At 42.8% G+C, this 23,181-nt stretch carries 24 protein-coding genes; 11 read left to right on the top strand and 13 right to left on the bottom strand.

The genetic code is table 11. The features are described 5' to 3' along the window. Positions 1 to 94 precede the first annotated feature (94 nt). Together argF and PGW99_RS05210 are read left to right on the top strand one after the other, a co-directional pair. Positions 95 to 1,015, top strand: a complete 921-nt coding sequence (gene argF, locus PGW99_RS05215) for an ornithine carbamoyltransferase (RefSeq protein ID WP_273779144.1) — start codon at positions 95 to 97, stop codon at positions 1,013 to 1,015. A 93-nt stretch (positions 1,016 to 1,108) separates the two neighbouring features. After that, complete coding sequence (locus tag PGW99_RS05210) at positions 1,109 to 1,579, top strand: hypothetical protein (protein ID WP_273779143.1); 471 nt, start codon at positions 1,109 to 1,111, stop codon at positions 1,577 to 1,579. Positions 1,580 to 1,609: 30 nt separating this feature from the next. Here PGW99_RS05210 and PGW99_RS05205 read toward each other — a convergent pair whose 3' ends face one another. From PGW99_RS05205 to rpiA, 7 genes are all read right to left on the bottom strand, one after another. Then, positions 1,610 to 1,963: a YnfA family protein gene (locus tag PGW99_RS05205; RefSeq protein ID WP_443098211.1), complete on the bottom strand. Its 354-nt coding sequence runs from the start codon at positions 1,961 to 1,963 to the stop codon at positions 1,610 to 1,612. A gap of 65 nt (positions 1,964 to 2,028) precedes the next feature. After that, positions 2,029 to 4,305: an ATP-dependent Clp protease ATP-binding subunit ClpA gene (gene clpA / locus PGW99_RS05200; RefSeq protein ID WP_273779142.1), complete on the bottom strand. Its 2,277-nt coding sequence runs from the start codon at positions 4,303 to 4,305 to the stop codon at positions 2,029 to 2,031. Positions 4,306 to 4,317: 12 nt separating this feature from the next. After that, positions 4,318 to 4,731: an ATP-dependent Clp protease adapter ClpS gene (gene clpS / locus PGW99_RS05195; protein ID WP_273779141.1), complete on the bottom strand. Its 414-nt coding sequence runs from the start codon at positions 4,729 to 4,731 to the stop codon at positions 4,318 to 4,320. Positions 4,732 to 4,749: 18 nt separating this feature from the next. Continuing rightward, positions 4,750 to 5,508, bottom strand: coding sequence for a DUF6776 family protein (locus PGW99_RS05190; protein WP_443098210.1), 759 nt, complete (start codon positions 5,506 to 5,508; stop codon positions 4,750 to 4,752). 72 nt (positions 5,509 to 5,580) lie between these two features. Beyond that, positions 5,581 to 6,630, bottom strand: a complete 1,050-nt coding sequence (argC, locus tag PGW99_RS05185) for an N-acetyl-gamma-glutamyl-phosphate reductase (RefSeq protein ID WP_273779138.1) — start codon at positions 6,628 to 6,630, stop codon at positions 5,581 to 5,583. Positions 6,631 to 7,163: 533 nt separating this feature from the next. Next, entirely contained in the window at positions 7,164 to 7,877 is a 714-nt protein-coding gene (locus tag PGW99_RS05180; protein WP_273779438.1) for a M48 family metallopeptidase, read from the bottom strand. Next, positions 7,855 to 8,526, bottom strand: a complete 672-nt coding sequence (gene rpiA / locus PGW99_RS05175) for a ribose-5-phosphate isomerase RpiA (RefSeq protein WP_273779136.1) — start codon at positions 8,524 to 8,526, stop codon at positions 7,855 to 7,857. The genes PGW99_RS05180 and rpiA overlap by 23 nt, the downstream gene beginning before the upstream one ends. Before the next feature lie 105 nt (positions 8,527 to 8,631). Here rpiA and ilvA point away from each other — a divergent pair, with 105 nt between their 5' ends. Further along, a complete protein-coding gene (ilvA, locus tag PGW99_RS05170; protein WP_273779135.1) occupies positions 8,632 to 10,170 on the top strand; it encodes a threonine ammonia-lyase, biosynthetic in 1,539 nt (512 codons plus the stop codon). A 315-nt stretch (positions 10,171 to 10,485) separates the two neighbouring features. Here the strand turns inward: ilvA and PGW99_RS05165 are convergent, their stop codons facing one another. Further along, positions 10,486 to 13,425 carry an insulinase family protein gene (locus PGW99_RS05165; RefSeq protein ID WP_273779134.1) on the bottom strand — a complete coding sequence of 980 codons (2,940 nt, stop codon included), beginning with the start codon at positions 13,423 to 13,425 and terminating at the stop codon, positions 10,486 to 10,488. A gap of 230 nt (positions 13,426 to 13,655) precedes the next feature. Between PGW99_RS05165 and PGW99_RS05160 the strand changes: the two genes are divergently transcribed. The 8 genes from PGW99_RS05160 to PGW99_RS05125 all read left to right on the top strand — a co-directional run bounded on the left by PGW99_RS05160 (position 13,656) and on the right by PGW99_RS05125 (position 19,270). After that, a complete protein-coding gene (locus tag PGW99_RS05160) occupies positions 13,656 to 14,660 on the top strand; it encodes an adenosine kinase (protein WP_273779132.1) in 1,005 nt (334 codons plus the stop codon). A gap of 16 nt (positions 14,661 to 14,676) precedes the next feature. Then, complete coding sequence (locus PGW99_RS05155) at positions 14,677 to 14,985, top strand: Rieske (2Fe-2S) protein (protein ID WP_273779436.1); 309 nt, start codon at positions 14,677 to 14,679, stop codon at positions 14,983 to 14,985. A gap of 16 nt (positions 14,986 to 15,001) precedes the next feature. Further along, positions 15,002 to 15,610: an OB-fold-containig protein gene (locus PGW99_RS05150; RefSeq protein WP_273779131.1), complete on the top strand. Its 609-nt coding sequence runs from the start codon at positions 15,002 to 15,004 to the stop codon at positions 15,608 to 15,610. 310 nt (positions 15,611 to 15,920) lie between these two features. Beyond that, a complete protein-coding gene (gene cydP / locus PGW99_RS05145) occupies positions 15,921 to 16,112 on the top strand; it encodes a cytochrome oxidase putative small subunit CydP (RefSeq protein WP_273779130.1) in 192 nt (63 codons plus the stop codon). Beyond that, positions 16,112 to 17,698, top strand: a complete 1,587-nt coding sequence (locus PGW99_RS05140) for a cytochrome ubiquinol oxidase subunit I (RefSeq protein ID WP_273779434.1) — start codon at positions 16,112 to 16,114, stop codon at positions 17,696 to 17,698. Before cydP ends, PGW99_RS05140 begins: the two co-directional genes overlap by 1 nt. Beyond that, positions 17,695 to 18,840: a cytochrome d ubiquinol oxidase subunit II gene (gene cydB, locus PGW99_RS05135; protein ID WP_273779129.1), complete on the top strand. Its 1,146-nt coding sequence runs from the start codon at positions 17,695 to 17,697 to the stop codon at positions 18,838 to 18,840. Before PGW99_RS05140 ends, cydB begins: the two co-directional genes overlap by 4 nt. Positions 18,841 to 18,864: 24 nt before the next feature. Continuing rightward, positions 18,865 to 18,966 (top strand): cytochrome bd-I oxidase subunit CydX, encoded by a 102-nt coding sequence (gene cydX, locus PGW99_RS05130; protein WP_000270276.1) that lies wholly within the window; start codon positions 18,865 to 18,867, stop codon positions 18,964 to 18,966. Between the two features lie 4 nt (positions 18,967 to 18,970). Further along, on the top strand, positions 18,971 to 19,270 hold the full coding sequence (locus PGW99_RS05125; RefSeq protein WP_273779127.1) for a cyd operon YbgE family protein: 300 nt from the start codon (positions 18,971 to 18,973) through the stop codon (positions 19,268 to 19,270). A gap of 61 nt (positions 19,271 to 19,331) precedes the next feature. On the opposite strand, the gene PGW99_RS05120 is transcribed toward PGW99_RS05125, so the two are convergent. The 5 genes from PGW99_RS05120 to PGW99_RS05100 form a co-directional block, all read right to left on the bottom strand. After that, a complete protein-coding gene (locus PGW99_RS05120; RefSeq protein ID WP_273779126.1) occupies positions 19,332 to 19,979 on the bottom strand; it encodes a DUF2057 family protein in 648 nt (215 codons plus the stop codon). Positions 19,980 to 20,172: 193 nt separating this feature from the next. Beyond that, entirely contained in the window at positions 20,173 to 20,856 is a 684-nt protein-coding gene (locus tag PGW99_RS05115) for a nitroreductase family protein (protein ID WP_273779125.1), read from the bottom strand. A 168-nt stretch (positions 20,857 to 21,024) separates the two neighbouring features. Next, positions 21,025 to 22,122, bottom strand: a complete 1,098-nt coding sequence (gene ftsY / locus PGW99_RS05110; protein ID WP_273779123.1) for a signal recognition particle-docking protein FtsY — start codon at positions 22,120 to 22,122, stop codon at positions 21,025 to 21,027. A 109-nt stretch (positions 22,123 to 22,231) separates the two neighbouring features. Beyond that, entirely contained in the window at positions 22,232 to 22,477 is a 246-nt protein-coding gene (locus PGW99_RS05105; RefSeq protein ID WP_273779122.1) for a hypothetical protein, read from the bottom strand. Positions 22,478 to 22,669: 192 nt separating this feature from the next. Then, positions 22,670 to 23,026: a hypothetical protein gene (locus tag PGW99_RS05100; RefSeq protein ID WP_273779121.1), complete on the bottom strand. Its 357-nt coding sequence runs from the start codon at positions 23,024 to 23,026 to the stop codon at positions 22,670 to 22,672. Positions 23,027 to 23,181: the final 155 nt, after the last annotated feature.

Below are 23,181 nucleotides of genomic sequence, written 5' to 3'. Positions count from 1 at the left end.
TTCTCGCGCTTATAGTATATTACTCGATTCTCTTTTCTATCCAATTAACCAGCAACTAATTGTTGTTTCACTCGGCAATTATTGTGGAGTAACCATGGCTCTACGGCATTTTCTTACTTTACGTGACTTATCTAGCTTAGAACTCAACCGCATTTTAGAACGTGCGCACGAACTTAAACGCATGCAACATGACAATACGGTTTATCAACCTTTTGTCGGTAAAGTATTGGGAATGATTTTTGAGAAATCGAGTACACGTACCCGTATTTCCTTCGAAGCAGGGATGTGCCAGTTTGGTGGTAGCGCCATTTTCCTTTCGCCACGTGACACTCAATTAGGCCGCGGTGAACCGATTGAAGATTCTGCACGCGTTATTTCCAGCATGCTGGATATTGTGATGATCAGGACTTTTGGTCATGACATCGTTGAACGTTTTGCATCTTACTCAACAGTTCCAGTGATTAATGCGTTGACTGATGATCACCATCCCTGCCAGCTGCTTGCGGATATGCAGACTTTCCAGGAACATCGTGGTTCAATTCAAGGCAAGACGGTTGCCTGGATTGGTGATGGCAACAATATGTGTAATTCTTATATCGAAGCGGCACATATGTGGGGCTTTAAACTCAAAATTGCAGCACCAAAAGGTTATGAGCCAGAAGAAAGATTCCTAACCGAATTTGCCCACTGTGTTGAACTGGTAGACTCCGCTGAAGACGCTGCAGTCAATGCCGACCTTATCGTGACTGACGTGTGGGCCAGCATGGGTCAAGAGGAAGAACAAAAGATCCGTGAAAAAGCCTTTGCCAATTACCAGGTCAATGAAAAACTGATGGAATTGGCACACCCAGACTGTTTATTCATGCACTGCCTTCCAGCACACCGCGGTGAAGAAATTTCAGAAAACATGCTCGACCACAAGAACTCTGTGGTTTGGGATGAGGCAGAAAACCGTCTGCATGCACAAAAAGCATTGATGGAATTCTTGCTCAATGAAAACCTGAAAAAAGACTAAGTAGCTTTTTGTATATAAAGCACCTTCGGGTGCTTTTTTTTGCCGAGCATATCCTATAATGATACGAAAATGTGAATATGTGGCTTGAATAAAATGCACTTAAAGACAATTGTTTTAGTCTGCTCCACAGTACTTTGTAGCCTAACTGCAAATGCACAACCGACTGAACTCGACCATTATTTGGTCGAACAGCATATCTTGGATGCTCAATACAAAATTCAGAATCCACAAGCACTAGCTGAAATACTTGATGTGTTAAGTGATGAGGATTCACGTACATTCCCTTATCAGGTCGACCAGAACACCGTTCTAGAACAGGTTCAGCTCTATACTGATCATATTGAAGTACGTGGCCTGATTATTACCCCTGATTTTGAACAGTTTGTGGCGGATATAGGGAACCATCAAGTCAAGCATCTGCTGCAAAAAGCGATGGTCAATAATTGTCATCATTTTTTCGAACATGAATTTCAAAAGGTTAACCCTTATCAACTACACATGACTTTAAGCTCAGAGAAAGAAGTCTACACATTTGAAATGAAAAATAGTGAATGTAAATTTTAACTATAAGTGATAAAGGAATACTGGTTAGGCCTAACGTATCAAACCATGCGGTTGTAAGATCATCAGGCTCGCACTAACCCACACGACTAATCTTCCCAACAAATCCCAGCGTGTGAGTGCCACCTGATCAACAAAATGTAACCAAAGCAAAGCCGTAAAAATATAAATGCCTGATAAGCAGCATAAATCCGCCCAGAAGCGGCAGGATGTAGCGTTAATAGCCAGACAAATATCGTCAAACTCAAGATCGCAGACATCCATATAACCCACGGATTTCCCTTGCTTTAAAATCAAGTAAGGAAAATAACAACCTAAAATTTCCGCGACAGCTTTACAACCAAACAGCAAAAATGCCGGTACTATTTTACCCAAAGAAAAATCCATTCAACCTTGCAAAAAATAACCCGTGTCACAATGACACGGGTTATTCACAATAAAACGACTAAAAACTAGGCAGGTTCAGCCGTCTGATCTTCAAAAACTTCGAGTTTCAAACCAACTGCCTTACCATTTTCTTTTTTCACGGAAACTGCAACATTCCCACCATGATCAGCCAACTCACCAAACAGAATCATTTCAGCAAGTGGTTTCTTCAAGTGTTCCTGAATCAGACGTTGCATTGGACGGGCACCCATTAAACGGTCATAGCCATTTTCCGCCATCCATTCACGTGCGCTCTGATCAACCTCCAGAATGACTTTTTTATCATCCAATTGTGCTTGCAACTCAGTCAAGAACTTATCCACAACAGATTCGATTACGGTCGTTGGCAAAGCTTTAAATTGAATGACTCCATCCAGACGGTTACGAAATTCTGGAGAGAAGGCTTTTTTCATCGCTTCCTGATTGTCATTGCTATTGTCCTGCTCCATAAAACCAATACTGGTTCGAGAAATGCTTTCAGCACCAATATTGGTGGTAAGCACAATGATCACATTACGGAAATCTGATTTACGACCATTGTTATCTGTCAATGAACCGTGATCCATCACTTGTAGTAACAAGTTAAAGACATCAGGATGTGCTTTCTCTATTTCATCCAATAAAAGTACACAATGCGGATTTTTGTGAATCGCATCAGTTAGCAAGCCACCTTGGTCATACCCCACATAACCTGGAGGTGCACCAATCAGACGTGAGACCGCATGGCGTTCCATATATTCAGACATATCGAAACGTACTAATTCCACGCCTAACATTTTCGCCAGCTGTTTAGTGACTTCAGTTTTACCTACACCAGTTGGACCTGCGAAGACAAAACTACCCACAGGTTTATCTGGTGACTTCAAGCCTGCACGTGCCAATTTAATTGCCGATGCCAGAGCAGTAATCGCTTCATCCTGACCGAAGACCACGCGTTTCAGGTCACGTTCCAAGTTTTCCAGAACACTCTTGTCATCTGTAGAAACCGTCTTCGGTGGAATCCGGGCAATTTTTGCCACGATATCTTCAATATTCTCAACAGTAATAAGCGAACCATCATTTTCGGCTTTCAGACGGCGCTGTGCGCCCGCCTCATCAATCACATCAATGGCTTTGTCTGGCAAGAAACGGTCATTAATATATTTTGCAGACAATTCAGCAGCCGATACCAAAGCTTTATCATCATATTCAACATGATGGAAATCTTCGAACTTGCTTTTTAAGCCACGCAAAATATCAATGGTTTCCTGAATACTTGGCTCATTGACATCAATTTTCTGAAAACGACGGGAAAGCGCGTGATCTTTTTCAAAAACCTGACGATATTCCTGAAAGGTCGTTGACCCGATACAACGCAATGTTCCATTGGCCAATGCTGGCTTGATTAGATTTGATGCATCCATCGTGCTGCCCATACTGGAACCAGCACCAATAATCATATGAATCTCATCAATAAACAGTACAGCATCAGGCTTTTTCTTCAACGCATTCAGCAATTGTTTCAAACGTTTTTCGAAATCACCACGGTACTTGGTTCCCGCCACCAGTGCACCAATATCCAGACTGTAGATTTCTGCATGGCTAAGCGGCTTAGGTGCTTTACCATTCACAATCAGCCACGCCAGACCCTCCGCAATTGAGGTTTTACCCACACCAGGATCACCCACCAATAACGGGTTGTTTTTCCGGCGGCGACAGAGAATCTGCGCTGCACGCTCGATTTCTTTATCACGGCCAATCAATGGATCCGTTTTGCCTTTTTGTGCTTCAGCATTCAGATTGACTGTATAAAGTTCAAGTGGACCTGCATTGTTAGAACTACTGGTTTCACCTTCAATATCTTCAGACTCCTCTTCCACTTGGACTTCATCTTTACGTGTACCATGGGAAAGATATTGCGTCAGTGTCAAACGGTTGATTTGATGACGTTTTAATAGATAGACCGCAAAAGAATCACGCTCCGAATACATGGCCACCAGAATGTCAGCACCTTCTACTGTACGGTCACTGCCACTGGATTGCACATGAAAAATGGCCCGCTGCAAAATACGATCAAAACTTTCTGTTGGATGAGGGGCTTGATCATTATTTTCGCCCAACTTCGGTGTATGTTGTTCTACATATTCTTCTAATTCTTTACGCAAAACCACAACATCTGCGCCGCATGCCTTTAAGGCATTCACGGCAGAATCATTATCAAGTAAGGCCAACAGTAAATGTTCGACTGTTAAAAACTCATGCCTTTTTTGTCGAGCCATACTCACAGCCAAACGTAAGGATACTTCTAATTGACGACTAAGCATGCGCAACCCCCTTTATTCTTTTGGCTCAATTTGGCATAACAACGGATGTCCTTGTGCTCGAGCATAATTATTGACTTGGTTTGCTTTCGTCTCCGCAATGTCCCGTGGATAAACACCCGCAATCCCTTTTCCTTCATAATGTACTGTTAACATTACTTGAGTTGCCTGGTCAAGATTCATTGCAAAATATTGTTGTAAAATTTCAATTACAAAATCCATGGGGGTGTAATCGTCATTCATCAACACCACCACATACAGTGGTGGACGTTTTAATTGCGGTGGTGCAGTCTGCACCGCAAGATCACCTTCTTCATGCTCATGCGGTACGTCAGCTAAGCGAGGTTGTAAGTGCCAATCGGTATATCCCGATTGCTGAAAGGACGTTTTGATTTCACCTAAACTGATAGGACGCTTGTATGTTCGCATAAAATGGACTTTCACTATTTACTGAGCATTTGCTTCGGCTTGAGGAATCTCAGCGACAAATGCGGAAGAATTTTCAACAGGCTTACCACGTTGCCAGCTGTAACGCTTAATTACAGGTTGCGTTCCGCCATTTAAACGCACTTCAATAAATTGAGGAATAAAGCCTTTAGGCATGGTCCAGCGCCCGGTTAAACGTTCAAACTCATCAAAGTTAAACTGGTTATCCTGCATCGGAACCACCAAAACTTCAGTTTCACGAATCAAACGCAGCTCAACAGTTCCCGCAGCACGACGGCGTGCTGGACTGATCTGGGCCAAATCCAGTTGATATTCATATGCTTCCTCTGGCAAAGGCTTAATGGCCAGATTCTGTACGCTAAGGCTCAAACCACCACGCTGACGCAAGGTTTCCCGATATAATACATTCAAGCCTTGCATTTGGGCTTTATCATTACGGGCTTGGGTCAGTGCTTCAGTTAAGTTATTGGCATTGCTCACCGCCATGTCACGTTCCTGAACCGCAATATTCAGGCTTTTATTGAGCTGATTCAGCGTTTCTTTTTGCTTTTGCACCACTTCAACCAACTGTTCAGCATCCGCGTCATAGCCCACAACCGTTAACCCTTGACGATGCCCCACCGAATAACCTAGTCCCAAGCTGCCCGCTCCCAAAATCACAGCACCAATAATTAAAGGCAAATTAGTCTGCAAAAAAGGTTGTTTAGGTGATCGTTGTTGTGACGTATTTTCTTCTGATGGACTGTTATGCATCGTCATCTCGGTTCTTGATCATTGCAAAACACACATTTAAATCCAAATTTAAATGTGTGTGAAGTGTTAAAGCGTTTTTTATGGTAATAGGCCAATGCCGTTTAAACCAGCATCTTCAGCAAAACCGCACATCAGGTTCATATTCTGGACAGCTTGACCAGCAGCACCTTTTACCAAATTATCCTGTGCAGCCAGAATCACCAGTTTATTCGGTTGTGGCTTATACAATGCGATACGCAACTGGTTTGCCCCACGAACTGAACGGGTTTCTGGCGAACTATTCGCTGGCATGACATCAACAAACTGCTCATTGGCATAGAACGTTTCATATAATGCCTGTAAATCAGCTTGATCGCCTTCTTCGGTTAAATTGACATAAATCGTGCTCAGCATGCCACGGATCATTGGTACCAAATGGGGTACAAACAGGATGTGATCAAATACATCTTTCTGGCCTGAAATATTTTCCAACGCTTCCACAATTTCTGGATGATGGCGATGTCCTGCCACACCATAGGCTTTAAAGTTATCGGCATTTTCGCTATAAATCATGCCAAGGCTCGCTTTACGACCTGCACCGGATACCCCTGATTTAGCATCAATGATAATACTTTCAGGTTGAATCAAAGCAGTGGTCGCTTTGAGTAAAGGAGCCAGGCCTAATTGAACAGTCGTTGGATAACAGCCTGGATTACCAATCACGTTAGCCTGTTTAATTTTTTCACGGTTTAATTCAGACAAACCGTAAACAGAATCTTGTAGAATTTCTGGACAAGCGTGCTGCATGCCATACCATTTTTCAAATTGCGCCAAATCCTGCAAACGGAAATCCGCTGCCAAATCGATAACTTTGGTATTGGCTGCGACCAACTCACGTGCATGCTGCATGGCAACACCATGTGGCGTTGCGAAAAACACCACATCACAGGCCTTGAGTGCTTCAACATCTAGATCGGAATATTGTAAATCGGTATGACCACGCAGACTTGGGAACATATCATCTACTCGGCGACCCGCTTCAGTACGTGAGGTTAAAACACTGACTTGAACCTGCGGATGACGTAATAAAAGACGCAATAATTCAACGCCTGTATAACCTGTTCCACCTACAATTCCGACAGTAATCACGCTTAGAACCTCAACTTAAAAGTATCTATAAAATAACATCCTAGTATGACAGGAAGTTAGGACTTTCTGAACTGTTTTAGTTGAGTTTTATTATTTATGAATCACTTAACCCTGCAACGCAAAATGGATTTTCAGTATGCGGGTTGTCAATGCCATCGACAGAGATAAAGCGCAAAAATAAATGCCGGCAAGGCAAACAAAATAATCGGATCAAAGCACCGGATGAAAGGACTTAATCCGATACTCCCCAAAAACACCTCCCATGATGGGAAGCACTTTCGATAAATGTAGGTTTCTAGCCCAGGGAATTCCCATCCAACTCAAGAATAACTATGCCAACATCCCACTTGGTCAAAATCACATAACCATACAAAGAGATGCTAAATGAAAGGCGTACTAAAACCTTAAAATGTGTCAGGAGATAAATGGAATAAAAAAATAATGCGGGTCATGAAGCAAACAATATTCAAATTAAAGTATCTGTTCTTTTATAGACCATCTTTTATCTGATTGTTTTTATATTTGGATCGCAACTATTTTAAAGCATGCCACCAATAAGGTAATGCTCTGTTTTTTAACTGATAACGATGCTGCTGAAAATTTGCATCATGTTGATAAACCTTCGCCCAAAATTTCGCACTATGATCAAAATGTCGGGTATGTGCCAACTCATGTACAGCAACGTAGCGCACAATTTCTGGTGGGAAAAGCACCAATCCAGCGTGTAGCATGATGTCATGCTTGGCTGAACAACTGCCCCAACGGGTTTTGGGTTGGCGAATCGTGCATTTTGCAAATGGTAAGTCACATGCTCGACTCAACTGTTGCAAATAGTCAGGTAAATGTTCTTTGGCATAAGACAAAACAAACGCTTTTAAATGCTGCTCTGGCTGCTGATCACTGACCCACAACTGCTGCTGGGCTATATGAAAAATAAAGGGACGGTCCAGGCTTTGATAAATCACTTGAATGGATTGATCGAGATTAAATAGTGAGAGTTCTGCAGGAAGTGTACTGACTTTCTGTTTTTGTTGCTGTTGCCAAGTATCCAATAACCATTGTTCCGATTGACCCAAAAAATGCTGAATCTGTTTTTGCGAACAACGTAGTGGAACAGTCAAACGAATGGTATTAGGCTCGACACGCAAGCGCAGACGCACCGCCCTTGCATGCCGAACAATCTTAATTTCAGGCAGCTCAGCAAACTGAACGGCCTGATCAGCATTAAATTGCGCTACGCTCTTCAATACCGTGATCCGTTGCAACAATCGCAAGGGTCGCCTTGTTTAAGGCGAAAATACCATTGGTGACCACACCCGGGATATTATTAATGGTTTTTTCCAGCTCAATTGCGTTCAGAATATTCAGGTTGTAGACATCTAGAATCACATTACCGTTATCCGTCACCACGCCTTCACGATAGACTGGATCACCCCCTAATGTCACCAGCTTACGCGCCACAGCAGAACGTGCCATGGGAATCACTTCTACCGGAAGGGGAAACTCTCGACCCAACTGCTCAACCCATTTTGAATCATCAACGATACAGACAAATTTTCTCGCAATTGAAGCCACAATTTTTTCGCGAGTTAAAGCTGCACCTCCACCTTTAATCATATGCAGGTGACGATCAATCTCATCCGCACCATCAACATAGGCATCTAGACTCCCCACCTGATTCATATCAACCACTTCAATCCCGAGTTTTTTTAAACGCTCAGCGGTTGCTTCAGAACTGGCCACAGCAGCTTCAAGTTGTAACTCAGGCAACAAATCGATCAAAAAATTGACGGTGCTGCCTGTACCGACGCCTAAAATGCCACCTTTAGGCAAGTGTTTTAAAGCAGCTTTGGCAGCAGCTTGTTTCTTCTCATCTTGGGTTGCATATAGACTCATGGATTCACTCAACTAATTTTGGATATTTGCCCAATTAAACGGCGCAAATGCAAAGGGGTTTGTTACAATAAATGCTTATTTTAAACTGTTAGATGGAAGATTAACATGCTGTCTCGTTTGGTTCGACAAATTTTGCAAGCCACCGTCTATGACGTTGCAATCGAAACCCCACTCGAAGCGGCGCCACGAATTAGTGAAAAACTAAACAATAACATTCGCTTTAAACGCGAAGACTTACAACCTGTCTTTTCCTTCAAACTGCGCGGTGCTTACAACCGTATCAGCCAGTTACCGAAATCTCAGCTCGAACGTGGCGTGATTACAGCTTCAGCGGGCAACCATGCCCAAGGCGTTGCCCTTTCAGGACAAAAACTGGGGATTCGTGCCATTATCGTGATGCCTAAGACCACCCCGGACATTAAGGTACAAGCGGTAAAACGTTTGGGGGGTGAAGTGGTTCTGCATGGTGATTCTTTTGATATCGCCAATAAATATGCAATTCAGCGTGCCCAAGAAGAAGGTCTGACCTTTATTCCACCTTATGATGATGAACTGGTCATGGCGGGCCAAGGAACCATTGCTAACGAACTATTACGTCAGTGGCGTGATGTCGAATATGTCTTTGTCGCTGTCGGCGGTGGTGGTCTGATTGCGGGTGTTGCCGCTTATTTGGGTGATGTTGCGCCACACGTCAAAGTGATTCCAGTGGAGTATGAGGAGTCTGCTTGCTTAAAAGCGGCTTTAAAGGCAGGTGAACGCGTCATTTTACCGCAAGTAGGCTTATTCGCCGACGGGACTGCTGTGGCACAAATTGGTGAAAAACCGTTTGACGTGATCCGACTGCAAAAATCTGACCAGTCGGGTCCAATTGTTGAGCCGAATGTCGTAACCGTAAATACCGACGAAATCTGCGCAGCCATCAAGGATACCTTTGATGAAAACCGCAGCATCGTTGAACCGTCAGGTGCCATGGCATTGGCTGGCATCAAGAAGTATGTAGCGGAACATGGTATCGAAAACAAAAACATTGTTTCGATTGTCTGCGGTGCCAACATGAACTTTGACCGATTACGTTATATCGCTGAACGTACAGAATTAGGTGAACACCGTGAAGCCATCTTTGCTGTGACGATCCCCGAAGAAAAAGGTTCTTTCCTCAACTTCTGCCGCGCACTACAAGGTCGCAACATTACTGAATTTAACTATCGTGCCAGCGAAAGTGAACAAGCCCAAGTGTTTGTCGGCATCAGTTTGAAAGCAGGTCAGACTGAACGTAAGGAAATCTTTACCGCACTGCAAGAAAACTATGATGTCGATGACCTGTCTGACGATGAAGTTGCCAAATTGCATATCCGTTATTTAATCGGTGGTCATGCCAATCTGGAAGATGAACGCTTATTCCGTGTGGAATTCCCTGAACGCCCGGGTGCTTTACTCACCTTCCTTGAGCGTCTCGGTCCAAGCCACAACATTACTCTGTTCCATTATCGTAACCATGGTGCAGCAGAAGGTCGTGTTCTGGTTGGCTTACAAGCAACAGATGCCAAACAGAATCCGGATGGCTTAATTGAAACGCTGGAACAGATTACCTATCCGTATGAAGAGATCAGCGATAATCTAGGTTATCGACGTTTCTTGAAATAAAATCGTTGAGCATGGTAAAACTCGTCTGCAATGGGCGGGTTTTTTATTTCACTGTATTTTTTATGCTTCGGCTATTTTTCAATATTAAGTCATTCCTTCTTATCATGAAAGTAACCTCCAAAAATTGCTTGCTGACATGATCCAAAATTTTTATAGATTAATGCAGTTACTCCACGCTTTTCAACGATCCATAAAATTCGAACCTTATGGCACGATAAGCATTCTTGCACGCATAAAAAATGGCACCTTTAGATTGGAGATGCCATTTTTGAGACTTAAAAATTAAAAAATCATCTTACTGATCAACTGAAGCGCTTAGTTGACCTGTTTAATTTCAAATCCTAATTGCTGCAACACATCGCGCTTAGCAAACGGTGCCACCACTGATTTCATCGGTTGCTGCTCGATTAAATACTGCTGGGCAACACGTTTTAAATCATCCAGTGTCACGTTCAACAGACGTTCGCGCAAGGTTTTACGAAATGCAGGAGTACGGCCATGCAATAGTGCATAACACGCCGTAATGGCTTCACCCGCTGGTGAACCTGGTTTATCCATACTGGCGATCAATCCCAGAATCGCTTCTTCCAACTGATGCGGTTGCTGCTCCGCCTGCATTAACCACTGTAAGCTGGCTTCGAAATCAGTAAAGGTTTCTGCCAGACGTGGATCGCGGTAACTATAAAAACGGAAGGCACAGGCATTGCCATCATAGCTCGCACCACCACCATAGGCACCCCCCTTCTCACGAATCGCACTATGCAAGAAACCATTACGCAGGTAGGCTGCCAATACCATCAGAGGTGCCGCATCCGGATGAGCGACTTCTACTGCAGCATAGGCTGAAGCACAGAACTGAACATTGGTTTGAATCAACCACGCCTGATCCTGATCTGTATCTTGATACACAACTGGGGCAAGATCGACAGGACTTCTTTCAACGGCAAGTTTGTCCCACACCTGTTGAATTTCTTCCAGTAATACCTCTGTATGCTGTTCTTCACATACCAGTAAAAATTGTTTCGGTGATTGCAACAGCTTTTGATGGATCCGTTGTAATTCTTCGATCAGTTGCTGATAGGCGGTTTCATCCGTTTCAATTTTGCTGACCAGTTCAGATAACCAGTTCAGTGCCCCTAGCCCCGTCGTCTGATAATCACGCTGTGCCAAGGCACTCATCTGGCGTGAAGCCACCTGCATCGCGTAACTATGACCTGAACCAGAGATACGCGATTGCCAACGGGTTTTACGTTGCTGTAACAGCTCGATAATCCGTGCTTTTTCATCAAAACGGAGCTGTTCAAACGCGATCTTTAACAAACGAATGGCATCTAGTTTATCCGTGAGGGATTTGGTTGTCAGAGTCATCCACGCAGTGATCTGCTGTTTATCATCGACTTTACTGCGTAAAGAAGCCCCCATCCCCAATCCACCACTCACTGCGGTTTGTAATTGCTGTAGCTCTAGATAATCATATTCACCGGCACCGACTTCACCCATCAGGATTGACAACAGACTGAAATACGGCGATTTCACAATATCATCCGGAATCTGGATCAGCACCTGTTGATAATAAATACCATTGGTGCCGGCATGATAAAGGTTTAATGGCGTATCCAAACCATTACAAATAATTTCGCGTAGCTGCCCCTGAACGATCTGCAAATCTGCCGGTACATCTTCAAGGCCGACTTTCGGTAACAGGTTCAGATCATCCGGAGTATCTTGACGGATTTTCAATGCCTCGGTCTGCTCTACAATTTCAGCACGCTGCTCATCGGTCAGTCCAGCAGCAATTTCCGCTAAACGTGCTTGCTCAGCCTGCTGCTCTTGTGCAGATTTAGTCGCATCCGGTACCAACGTCATTTGTACACGATGTGGATTATCCAGCAGATGGGTATTGATTAAACTAGACAACCACATTGGGTCTTGCAGTTCTTCTTTTACTTGTTCAATCGCTGAATCTACATCCCAGACCTGAACAGGATCATTGTGATGAATGACACTGCTCAAGCCATTCAGAATCAGGCTCAAACCATAAGGCATACCATCGCCATTGATTTCGCGTTGATGTAATTCAATTTGATGCAAAATCGCATCAACTAAGGTTTTATCGACCGGTTGAGACGCGACCTGTTGCAGAATATTCAATACACCCTGCTTGAACTCTTCCGCATGTTCCGGATTAGACCCCTGCACCCCACAGTAGAAAGTCATTTCAAAATTGCTGTCATCCACCCCCATCATTGGACCGGTAGACTGCGCATAACTACAGGTTTCCAAATAATGGCGCAATGGTGAAGCCGAGTTTTCCAGTAACACACCTTCAACCAAGCGCATGCCCAGGCGCAACTTTATGTCGCTCGCTTGTGGAAGTAACCAGGCCATCACATGATAAGTTTTGTCTTTCAGCTCATCTGCATCAACCGCATAGGTCTCAGTGACTTCGATCGGCGCATGCAAGCGTTTTTCAGGATGCGAATGCAAGGTTTTACCTGCCTGAAACTTATGTAACGCCAGAGTTTCAAATTGTTCCTGCAACTCATACGCGGACTGGTTGCCAAAGGTCATAAACACCGCATTGCTCGGATGATAATGCGATTGATAAAACTCAACCAGTTGTTGATAGCTCAGATCAGGAATATCTTTAGGATCACCACCCGAGTTGTAATGGTAGGTCGTTTCAGGGAATAAATGATGCGCCAATTGATGGTACAACTGATCCGCAGGTGCACTCATTGCTCCTTTCATTTCATTGAAAACCACCCCTTTAAATACCGGCTGGTCATTCTCAAGTTCGATCCGAATCCCTTCCTGAGCAAAATCTAAAGGATTCAGGTTGGCTGCAAATGCAGCATCCAGATACACGCTAAGCAGGTTTTGGAAATCTTTTTTATTCTGTGTGGCAAAAGGATAAGCCGTCCAATCCGCTGCCGTAAAAGCATTCATAAAAGTATTCAGTGAACGGCGCACCATCAAAAAGAACGGATCACGTACCGGAAATTTTTCAGAACCACATAATGCTGTATGTTCTAAAATATGCGCTGTTCCTTTTGAATCCATCGGCTGGGTACGGAACGCGACCAAGAAAACATTTTCATCGTGTTGCGTAGCCAAATGATAGTGCACCGCACCTGTCACTTTATGTTTGTATTCAGATACACAAATATCTAAGGCTTCAACATGGTGTTGACGAACCAACTGAAACGCGGGATGGACAGTATGAGCAATGGTTTCAGTGACATCGACAGTCATGTGATCTCCTAGTAAAAAAATCAAGAATAAAAGTTTCAGGCATTATACCTATAGTTCTAATCACAATTCACGTATTTCACTTGCGATTATTGAGTCGGTCAGGATGACCCCACAGCTGCAATACGAAATGCCTCGTCTAGCTCGGATAGAGTTGAATTTTTTTCATCAAACTACAGCAATCCTGAGCATTCGTGTAAACTTGGCTTTTTATTTCAGATGTGATTTCTAACATGGCGACTGTTGAGCTTTTTGCAATTGGTAATGCATTAATTGACCAGGAATTTAGAGTATCCGATGACTTTCTCGTTCAAGAAAATTTGCAAAAAGGCACCATGCAGCTCTGTGATGGTGAAACTCAAAGCGCCTTATATCAACATTTAAAAGCCACTCAACACTATAAAGGTCAAGCAAGTGGTGGTTCTGCAGCCAACACCACCGTCGCTTTTAGTGCGTTAGGTGGCAAAGCTTTTTATGGTTGCCGTGTAGGTAATGATGATCTCGGTGAAATTTATCTCGAGGGTTTGAAAGAAGCAGGGATCCAGACCACAGCTAAGTCAATCAGCGATGGCGTGACTGGTACGTGTATGGTGCTAATTAGTGAAGATTCAGAACGTACCATGCAAACCTTTTTGGGTATTACCGCTGAGCTCTCTGCAACACAAATCGACTTTGAACCGCTCAAGACCGCAAAATGGTTGTATATCGAAGGCTACCTGTCTACCAGTGAAACTGCGCGTCAGGCGGTTCGTGAGGCCCGACAGATCGCACGTGCGCACGATGTGAAAATTGCCTTGACCTTGTCCGACCCGGCAATGGTGCAATATGCTCGCGCTGGTCTGGATGAATTGCTGGATGATGGGGTTGATCTGCTGTTTTGTAACGAACATGAAGCCATGATGTATAGCCAAACGGATAATGTGGAAGATGCTTTAGCCAAGCTACAGACCATTAGTCAGATCACCGTCATCACCCGCAGTGAAAAAGGTGCAGTGATCGCAACCCCTGAAGGGAAATTTGGCGTAGCCGGCCGATCAGTTAAGGCGGTAGATGCCAATGGTGCAGGCGATGCATTTGCCGGTGCTTTGTTGTATGGTTTAACCGCAGGCTTTTCGGATCAAGCTTCTGCTGAGCTTGCTATCCTGATTTCCAGTGAAGTGGTGGCTCACTTCGGTCCACGCCTCGCACTATCAGACTACAGCCGCCTTCTACATAACTTTCAGAAGGAATGTGCCTGATATGAATAAAATTTGTATGATGGAAGATATTCCTGAACGCGAAGCACGTGCTTTTGAAACCATAAATGGGGAGACTATTTTTATTACCCAACGGGATGGCTGTTTTTATGCCTATCAAAACTTGTGTCCACATCTACAGGTAGAACTTGAATTTCTCGAAAATCAGTTTCTGGATCGGGATCAAGAATACATCGAATGCTCAACACACGGTGCATTGTTCCAGGTTGAAACGGGGCACTGCATTTCCGGACCTTGTGTAGGCCAATCCCTTGAAAAGGTCTCAATCACCGTGCATTCTGACGGTGGAATCTATTTAGAAGAATAACGAATACAGGTGAGCCATGGCTGAGTTTCTAACCCACTATGATTTGATGCTTTTCCATTTAAGTGTTTTCATTCTGGTGTTACTCAGCATGGCTGAAACCATCGGCTATTACATCGGCTTACGGCCCAGCCGTTTTTTAGCCCGTAGATCACCCCAATGGCTAAAACGCTCCCCTCTCTTTCAGGTTAAGTTTTCCAAGATCCTGATTATTGTCTTCTTACTGCTAAATTTCAGCGTGGCAGGCTACTTCCTGCAACTTGTCTGTTATGCCAATCAGGGGCATTTCATCTCCGCATTCTATTTGATTATTCCTGCGCTCATCATCGCGATTTTTTTTACGGTATTTATGATTCACTGCCTGGATCAAGTCATCAAACCTAAACGTGACACACATAGCACGCCGCTACTCGGGCGACTCGCCACAATTTCTAGTGGCAATGCACGTCCAGGGTTTTCAGCTCAGGCTCGAGTCCGGGATGAATTTGGGCAACTCCATTATGTTCAGGTAGAACCTGAATTTGGTGAGCTTGAATTGCAAGCTCAGGTCATCTTAATTCGCTTGAAGAAATCCCATTATATTGCGAAAAAAATTTCTCAATCTAATCACTTATTTAATCCCGACTAATTTTGTTACGATTAACTTTATACCACCATTTATTAAATAAATATAAAAGATTAAAATATTTAACCTCTAATATTTTATTATCAAAACATTAATTACAACTGTTTTAATCAGAATTAAACAATATAAACACAACTGTTTTAATAGGTTTTTATTTCATTTTATTTCATTTTAAATACTCACTAGTCACATACCTAAAATATTGTTTTATATAAATAAATCAATATATTTTTATTTTAACTATCCAAGGTATTTCTTTTTCGTATATTTTTGTTTAATAATGGTTGTAAGTTAAAAAAACAGGCTTATTTCTATGAGCTTAGTTAGCAAAAATCTCAATCGTCGACTCGTTCGAGAAATTACGATTATTTTAATAATCAAAGTCGTACTTTTACTCACGATTAAGCATATCTGGTTCGACGCTCCCACTATTCCCAAAAACTTTGACAATCAAGTTGCTGAGCATATTGCCAGCAGTCCTTCCCAAATCAAGGAGACACGTTGATGATTTCTGAAAGCGTGGTCGATCTTTCGCGGTTCCAGTTCGCTATGACCGCGATGTATCACTTTATTTTTGTTCCTCTCACACTCGGTATGGCGTTTCTTCTTGCCATTATGGAAACGACCTATGTCGTTTCTGGTAAAGAAATCTATAGAGACATGACCAAGTTCTGGGGAAAACTTTTCGGTATTAACTTCGCTTTAGGTGTTACGACCGGTCTGACCATGGAGTTCCAGTTTGGTACCAACTGGGCTTATTACTCGCACTATGTGGGTGATATCTTTGGTGCACCATTAGCCATTGAAGGTTTGATGGCATTCTTCCTTGAATCGACGTTTATTGGTCTATTCTTCTTCGGATGGGATCGCCTATCTAAAGTTCAACATTTGGCTGTGACTTGGCTGGTTGCACTTGGCTCTAATATGTCAGCCTTATGGATTCTGGTCGCAAATGGCTGGATGCAAAATCCTGTAGGTTCAGCCTTCAATTATGAAACTATGCGTATGGAATTGGTGGACTTTGGTGCACTCATTCTCAACCCAGTCGCTCAGGTTAAATTCGTCCATACCGTTTCAGCCGGTTATGTGACTGGTGCAATTTTTGTGCTGGCGATCTCCAGCTATTACATGCTGAAAAAACGTGATCTTCCATTTGCGCGCCGTTCATTCGCAATTGCCGCAATCTTTGGCTTGGCGTCATCTCTCTCCGTTATCCTACTCGGTGATGAATCAGGCTATGAACTCGGTGACGTTCAAAAAACCAAACTCGCTGCTATTGAAGCGGAATGGGAAACAGAACCAGCACCAGCGGGCTTTACACTTTTTGGTTTCCCAAACCAAGAAGAAATGCGTACCGACTATGCCATTAAAATTCCATATGTAATGGGGATCATTGCAACACGTTCTCTTAATACTGAAGTCACAGGTATTAAGGATCTAATGAAACAGCATGAAGCCCGTATCCGTAACGGTATGATTGCATATGGTCAACTTGAACAACTACGTGCAGGCAACACATCAGCTGAACTTAAAGCGGCTTTTGAAAAAACACAAAAAGATTTGGGTTACGGCCTACTTCTTAAAAAATATACACCAAACGTGGTGGATGCCTCTGAACAACACATCCAGGCAGCTGTGAAAGACAGTATTCCAAACGTTGCTAGCCTATTTTGGTCATTCCGTGCAATGGTCGCTTCTGGTTTCTTGATGCTGTTACTCTTTATCTTGGCATCATGGTCTGTTGCAAAACGTAATGCAGAAAATAAACCTTGGTTGCTTAAATTTGCATTGTTTGCACTTCCATTGCCATGGATCGCAGCACAAACTGGTTGGTATGTTGCTGAAGGTGGTCGTCAGCCATGGACGATTGGTGAGGTTCTACCTACACACTTATCTGCATCAACATTAAGTACGGGTGACGTTTGGGGTTCTATCATTGCCCTAGCAGCGTTCTATACTGTACTACTGATCATTGAAATGTACTTGATGATCAAATTCTCTCGTCTCGGCCCAAGCTCGCTTCATACTGGTAAATACCACTTTGAAAAACTAGAAGCTGCACAAAAGCCATCTGAGGAGGCTCAAGCATGATCGAATATGAATTACTCAAAATCATTTGGTGGGTTCTGGTTGGTGTTCTACTGATTGGCTTTGCACTCACTGACGGCTTCGACATGGGCTCAATGGCGATTATGCCTTTTGTCGGCAAAAATGATGAAGAACGTCGTGCAGCAATCAATACGATTGCTCCTCACTGGGACGGCAACCAGGTCTGGTTTATCACTGCAGGCGGCGCGCTGTTCGCTGCTTGGCCAATGGTCTATGCAACAGCATTCTCAGGTATGTATTGGGCTCTGCTTCTCGTCTTGTTTGCCTTATTCTTGAGACCTGTAGGCTTCGACTACCGCTCCAAACTTGAAAACACCAAATGGCGTAATTCTTGGGACTGGGGTTTGGCAGTTGGTGGCGCAGTTCCAGCACTCGTCTTCGGTGTCGCTTTCGGGAACATGTTCTTGGGCGTACCATTTGTTTTAGATGAAACTGTACGTTCAACTTACTCAGGTAGCTTCTTTGCCTTGCTTAATCCGTTTGCACTGCTTTGTGGTCTAGTCAGCTTATCGATGCTATGTGCGCATGGTGGTGCATGGTTAATGCTACGTACCGATGGTGCATTACGTGAACGTTCCGCTAAAGCCACTCAACTTATGGGTCTACTCTATCTCGTGACCTTCTTGGCAGTTGGTGCGTGGTTGTATTTCGGTGGAATTCAAGGTTATACCCTTGTAACCCCTTACGATACCAATGCTGCAGCGAATCCATTAGCTAAGCAAGTTCTAACAAATGCAAACCCAGGCTGGATGAATAACTATACCACCTACCCAATTACCATGATTGCACCGATCATGGGTATTTTAGGTGGCTTGCTGGTTGTTTTGGCGGCAGGTAAAAACAAAGCAGGCTTAAGCTTTACCGGTACCAGCCTTGCGATTATCGGCGCGATCCTGACTGCTGGCTTTGCACTCTTCCCATTCTTGATGCCTTCAAGCCTCAACCCTGTTTCCAGCTTGACCATGTGGGATGCTGTATCTAGTAAAACCACCTTGACCGTCATGACTGTTGCAGCTTGTATCTTTGTACCAATCATTTTGAGTTACACAACTTGGTGCTATTACAAGATGTGGGGCGTGATTACTAACAAGCACATTCAAGAGAACTCACACAGCCTGTACTAAGGCTGTGTCCAAGGAGAAGAAATTATGTGGTATTTTGCGTGGATTCTCGGTATTTTAATGGCATGTTTCGCCGGTGTACTGAGTGCTTTGTATATTGAGCATCATCAGAACTTAGATGAGGAATAACACCATGACTGAACAAGCAATGACAACAACCAAGCAAAGTAAACTGCACACTATTGCAATGATCCTTTCATTTTTGTTGGCATTGCCTTTAGCAGTTGTGTTGTTAATTCACCCTAGCTTGATGCTGGATCACCGTGGTGAGTATAGTCACAATGTGATGATGCTCATCATGATCGGTATTTCTGGCGGATTTATTCATGGCGTTGGTTTTGCTCCACGCTTCTGGTTATGGAAATGGTTATTTAGTCCATTTGTTGCTTGGCCTTTAATGTTTTTAGGTTACTACACTTGGTTCCTAACCTGATTGTCTAAAACCAATAAAAAAAGACCTCTTGATGAGGTCTTTTTTATATTCATCTTTAAAATTATTGGGCTTGTTCTGCAAGCCAAGTCATGAATTTTTGACGTTCAACTTTTGATGCTTTTTTCCATAATTCAATGAGTTGCTGGTCTGTTGCATTTCCTGTTGAAATTGCTGCATTTGCAGGCTGTGCAACTGCAGTATAAACTGCTGCTGGCTGATTAACAGGTGTGGTTTTTTTCTGTGTCAAGTCGTAGGCACGACTAAATAGACCACCAGTTAGCCACGGTTTTGCTTCTGTATTAGCACCTGTCTGCTGTACTAGTAATTGGTTATTTTTATTAAATAAACCAATTGTTGGCTGCTCAGCGTATTTTTTTGCTGCGTCAAAATCTTGAGGTGCATTCACCAAAGCCAGTTTGTAATTTTCACCCTCTGTCAGAACTGGAGTTTTCAAGGTCACAACACCAGATTTCACCACGTCATGCTCACCATTCAGATGCTGGAAAAACTGCACATAGCGCACACTTAAACTGGTCTCACCTGCATCCACTTTGTATTGATTATTTTTGGCACGAAATAAGCCTGCATTTACTTCCTGATCATTCACTGCCAGGATGGCGATTTCTTCAGGCGCGTTAATGGTGACTGCAGAAAAAACAGAACCACTGATAGCCAAACCCAAGCTGGCAATTGCTAATCTTAAAGTCATGTTAGCCTTCTCTATTGATATCGTCGTGAAAATTTAACTGCACTATGCTATGCAGTTGTGTCAATTTTATGACAAAAATATGAATCAGAACGATAACTCATTGATATTTTTTATGATATAGATTTCAAAATCACTCATAAACCATTACTCAAATCTACAAAATTCTGATTCATATTTCATTTGAAAAATAATTTCAATTAAATACTTTAAAACAAGTATGAATATTCAGATCGGTTTTCTCCTTTGGCTCTTCTTCAATTGATCCAAAGACCAACTGAGCCTTTAATTGCCATGAAGCTGGTAACTCAAAGTGTTGAGTGACTATTTGATCTACAACAGGGTTGTAGTGTTGCAGATGTGCGCCCAATCCCGAATTTGCTAAAGCAGTCCAGACTGCATATTGTGCCATTCCAGAGCTTTGCTCTGCCCAAATGGGAAAATATTCGGCATGTAATGGGATCTGTTTCTGTAAACGTTGAATTACACTTGAATCTTCATAAAAGAGTACTGTGCCAAAAGCAGCTGCACATTGTTCAATTTTCATTGCAATACCCGCAAATACTTGTGAGGGTACTAATTGCCGTTGTTTTTCTTTAACGATATACCAAAATTGCTGATGTGATTTATTAAACAGAATCACAATACGGAAACTATGGGTATTCAAAGGTGCAGGACATGAACGGACAGCCTCTTGAATCAAAGATTCAATTTCATCTAGTTGAATAGCAACCTTTTTACCGAGGGAATAAATGCTACGGCGTCGCTGTAATTGCTGAGCGAAGCTTTGTTTATCCTGAGTTATATCTGTTTTCTTAAACTTCAAATCTTTAGTAAGATCAGTCGTCAACACCTGTCCAATTTTATTGAGTAGCGTCATTAAAAATCCCCAACCTCAAATACCTTAAAATTTATATGGTTTTATTTTACCTGGGTTATCTCAATAGAAATCAAAACAATACATCCACATGATGCTTTTTAAAACAAAGAGTTATCATCAAAACGAAAAACTCCGCACTTAGCGGAGTTTCTGTGAATCAAGCAACATTTATTGTTTTTGATCGGTTTCAAACAAAGCCGCAACGAAGGACTTGGCTGAGAATGGACGCAAGTCATCAATCTTTTCACCCACGCCAATAAAGCGAATTGGCACATGAGTTCGGCTGGCAATATTAAATAGGACGCCACCTTTGGCTGTCCCATCTAGCTTGGTAATAGTAATACCAGTCAAACCTACAGCTTCATCGAACATCTCGACCTGATTAATGGCATTTTGCCCTGTACCAGCATCAACCACTAACATAATTTCATGCGGTGCCGTTGCATCAATTTTCTGCATAACCCGTTTCACTTTCTTGAGCTCTTCCATCAAATTGCTCTTATTGTGTAAACGGCCGGCTGTATCAGCGATTAATACATCTACACCACGTGCACGCGCACTTTCAAAGGCGTCAAAAATCACGGATGCACTATCTGCACCATGACCTTGTGCAACCACAGCGATATTGTTGCGCTCACCCCAAATTTGTAGCTGTTCAGTCGCAGCTGCACGGAACGTATCCCCTGCGGCAAGCATGACTTTCTTACCTTCACCCTGCAAACGCTTAGCAAGCTTACCAATCGTGGTGGTCTTACCGACACCATTCACACCGACCATTAAAATCACATAAGGTGCTTTATTCGGATCAATATGAAGAGGCTTAACACGTGGTGCAAGTAAAGCCACCAATTCTTCCTGTAACGCTTTATACAAAGAGTGTGAATAAATCAAATCACCACGTGCTGTACGTTCAGTCAGATTGGCGATAATAGTTTTTGTGGCTTCAACACCAATATCTGCAACTAAAAGTTGCTCTTCAACTTCTTCCAGCAATTCATCATCAATTTCCTTACCACCAATCAGGATATTGACCATACCATCTGCAAAACTCTTGCGAGTCTTAGTCAAACCCTCTTTCATCCGGCTGAAGAAACCACCTTTCGATTTTTCTGATTCGGTCTGCGTGACCGTTTCAGTGGGTGTTTCTACTTGGACAGATTCAACAATGGGAATATCAACAGCAGGTAAACTAGGTAAGGTGACATCATCATCGCCGATATCAGCATCAATCAAGAATTTATTTTGCATATTAGATTGCTGTTGCATGCCGATTCCTTGAAAAGCATTGCGTTAAAAAAATCGAAGTTTAGCATATATTCAACCGCTTTCCCGCAGCAATGGCAGCTCTGCTCAACTCAGTTCACAGTGACTCATGTTACAGTTCTTCACTCTTGAGTGCTGGAAAATGCCTAATCTCAGCCTGTTCAAATTGATAGCCATGAAGCAATTTTAAATAGGCACGTTTCCGTATCGAAGACTGTTCAAGTAATGTGATCGCCATCGCTTGTGTTTTAGGATAATTCGCTTGCTGTGCTAATACACTTACCTGTTGTTGCTGCTGTGGCGTAACCGGCCGAAAGAGTGCAATCGTCGCGAAAATCAGAATACAACCTATCATCATGATGAGAATCATGTAATAGATATATTCTATTTTTAATCTGGATATATAGAGAGAGAACCTACTAAAAAGATGTTGCATACATTACCTCGAGTTCGAGATAGTTTAGGAAGCAACAAGCTGAAGCACAAGATCAAAACGCAAGAGCAAATCTGGAGTTTACTCTTGCGCTAAACAAGTAGGTAGCAAAAACGTTTAACCTACAATCGGTGGAATTACGGCCAAATATAGAATAGTGGCAATAATCACCAGTACAAGAAAAATAGCAAATACACTTACACCAGATTCAGCATCTGCAGGATGTAGATCTTCATCATCGGCGATACGGCGTAACTCGCCATCGTAAACCAGATAGAAATGTCGGCGCTGTTCAGGTGGTAATTCATGTACCAAATCTTTCACTTTTTTGCGTTGACCAAGACAGAAATTCCCTAAATGAATTTCATGATGAAAAACCGCCTCATCGAGTTGTTGTCGATGATACTGCGCCAATGAAACAATTTGTGAGTCCGTAGGGGGAACATCAAAATTAAAACCGTCGAGTGTTTTCATGTTATTCTCCTTGTTAGCACTTTCTTTCCTATTAATTTTAATAAAAAAACTTTTTGATTATTGTTTAATCATGTAATCTTGAAATTATTAAAAATACACCTATATAGAGATTGACACAGATGGGTATCTGTAATATTAGTTTCACATAGAACGAG

The organism is Acinetobacter sp. GSS19 (assembly GCF_028621895.1).
In the GTDB taxonomy this organism is placed as follows: Bacteria; Pseudomonadota; Gammaproteobacteria; order Pseudomonadales; family Moraxellaceae; genus Acinetobacter.
Note: the sequence above shows the minus strand (reverse complement) of the source record. Positions and strands in the feature narration are given on the sequence as shown.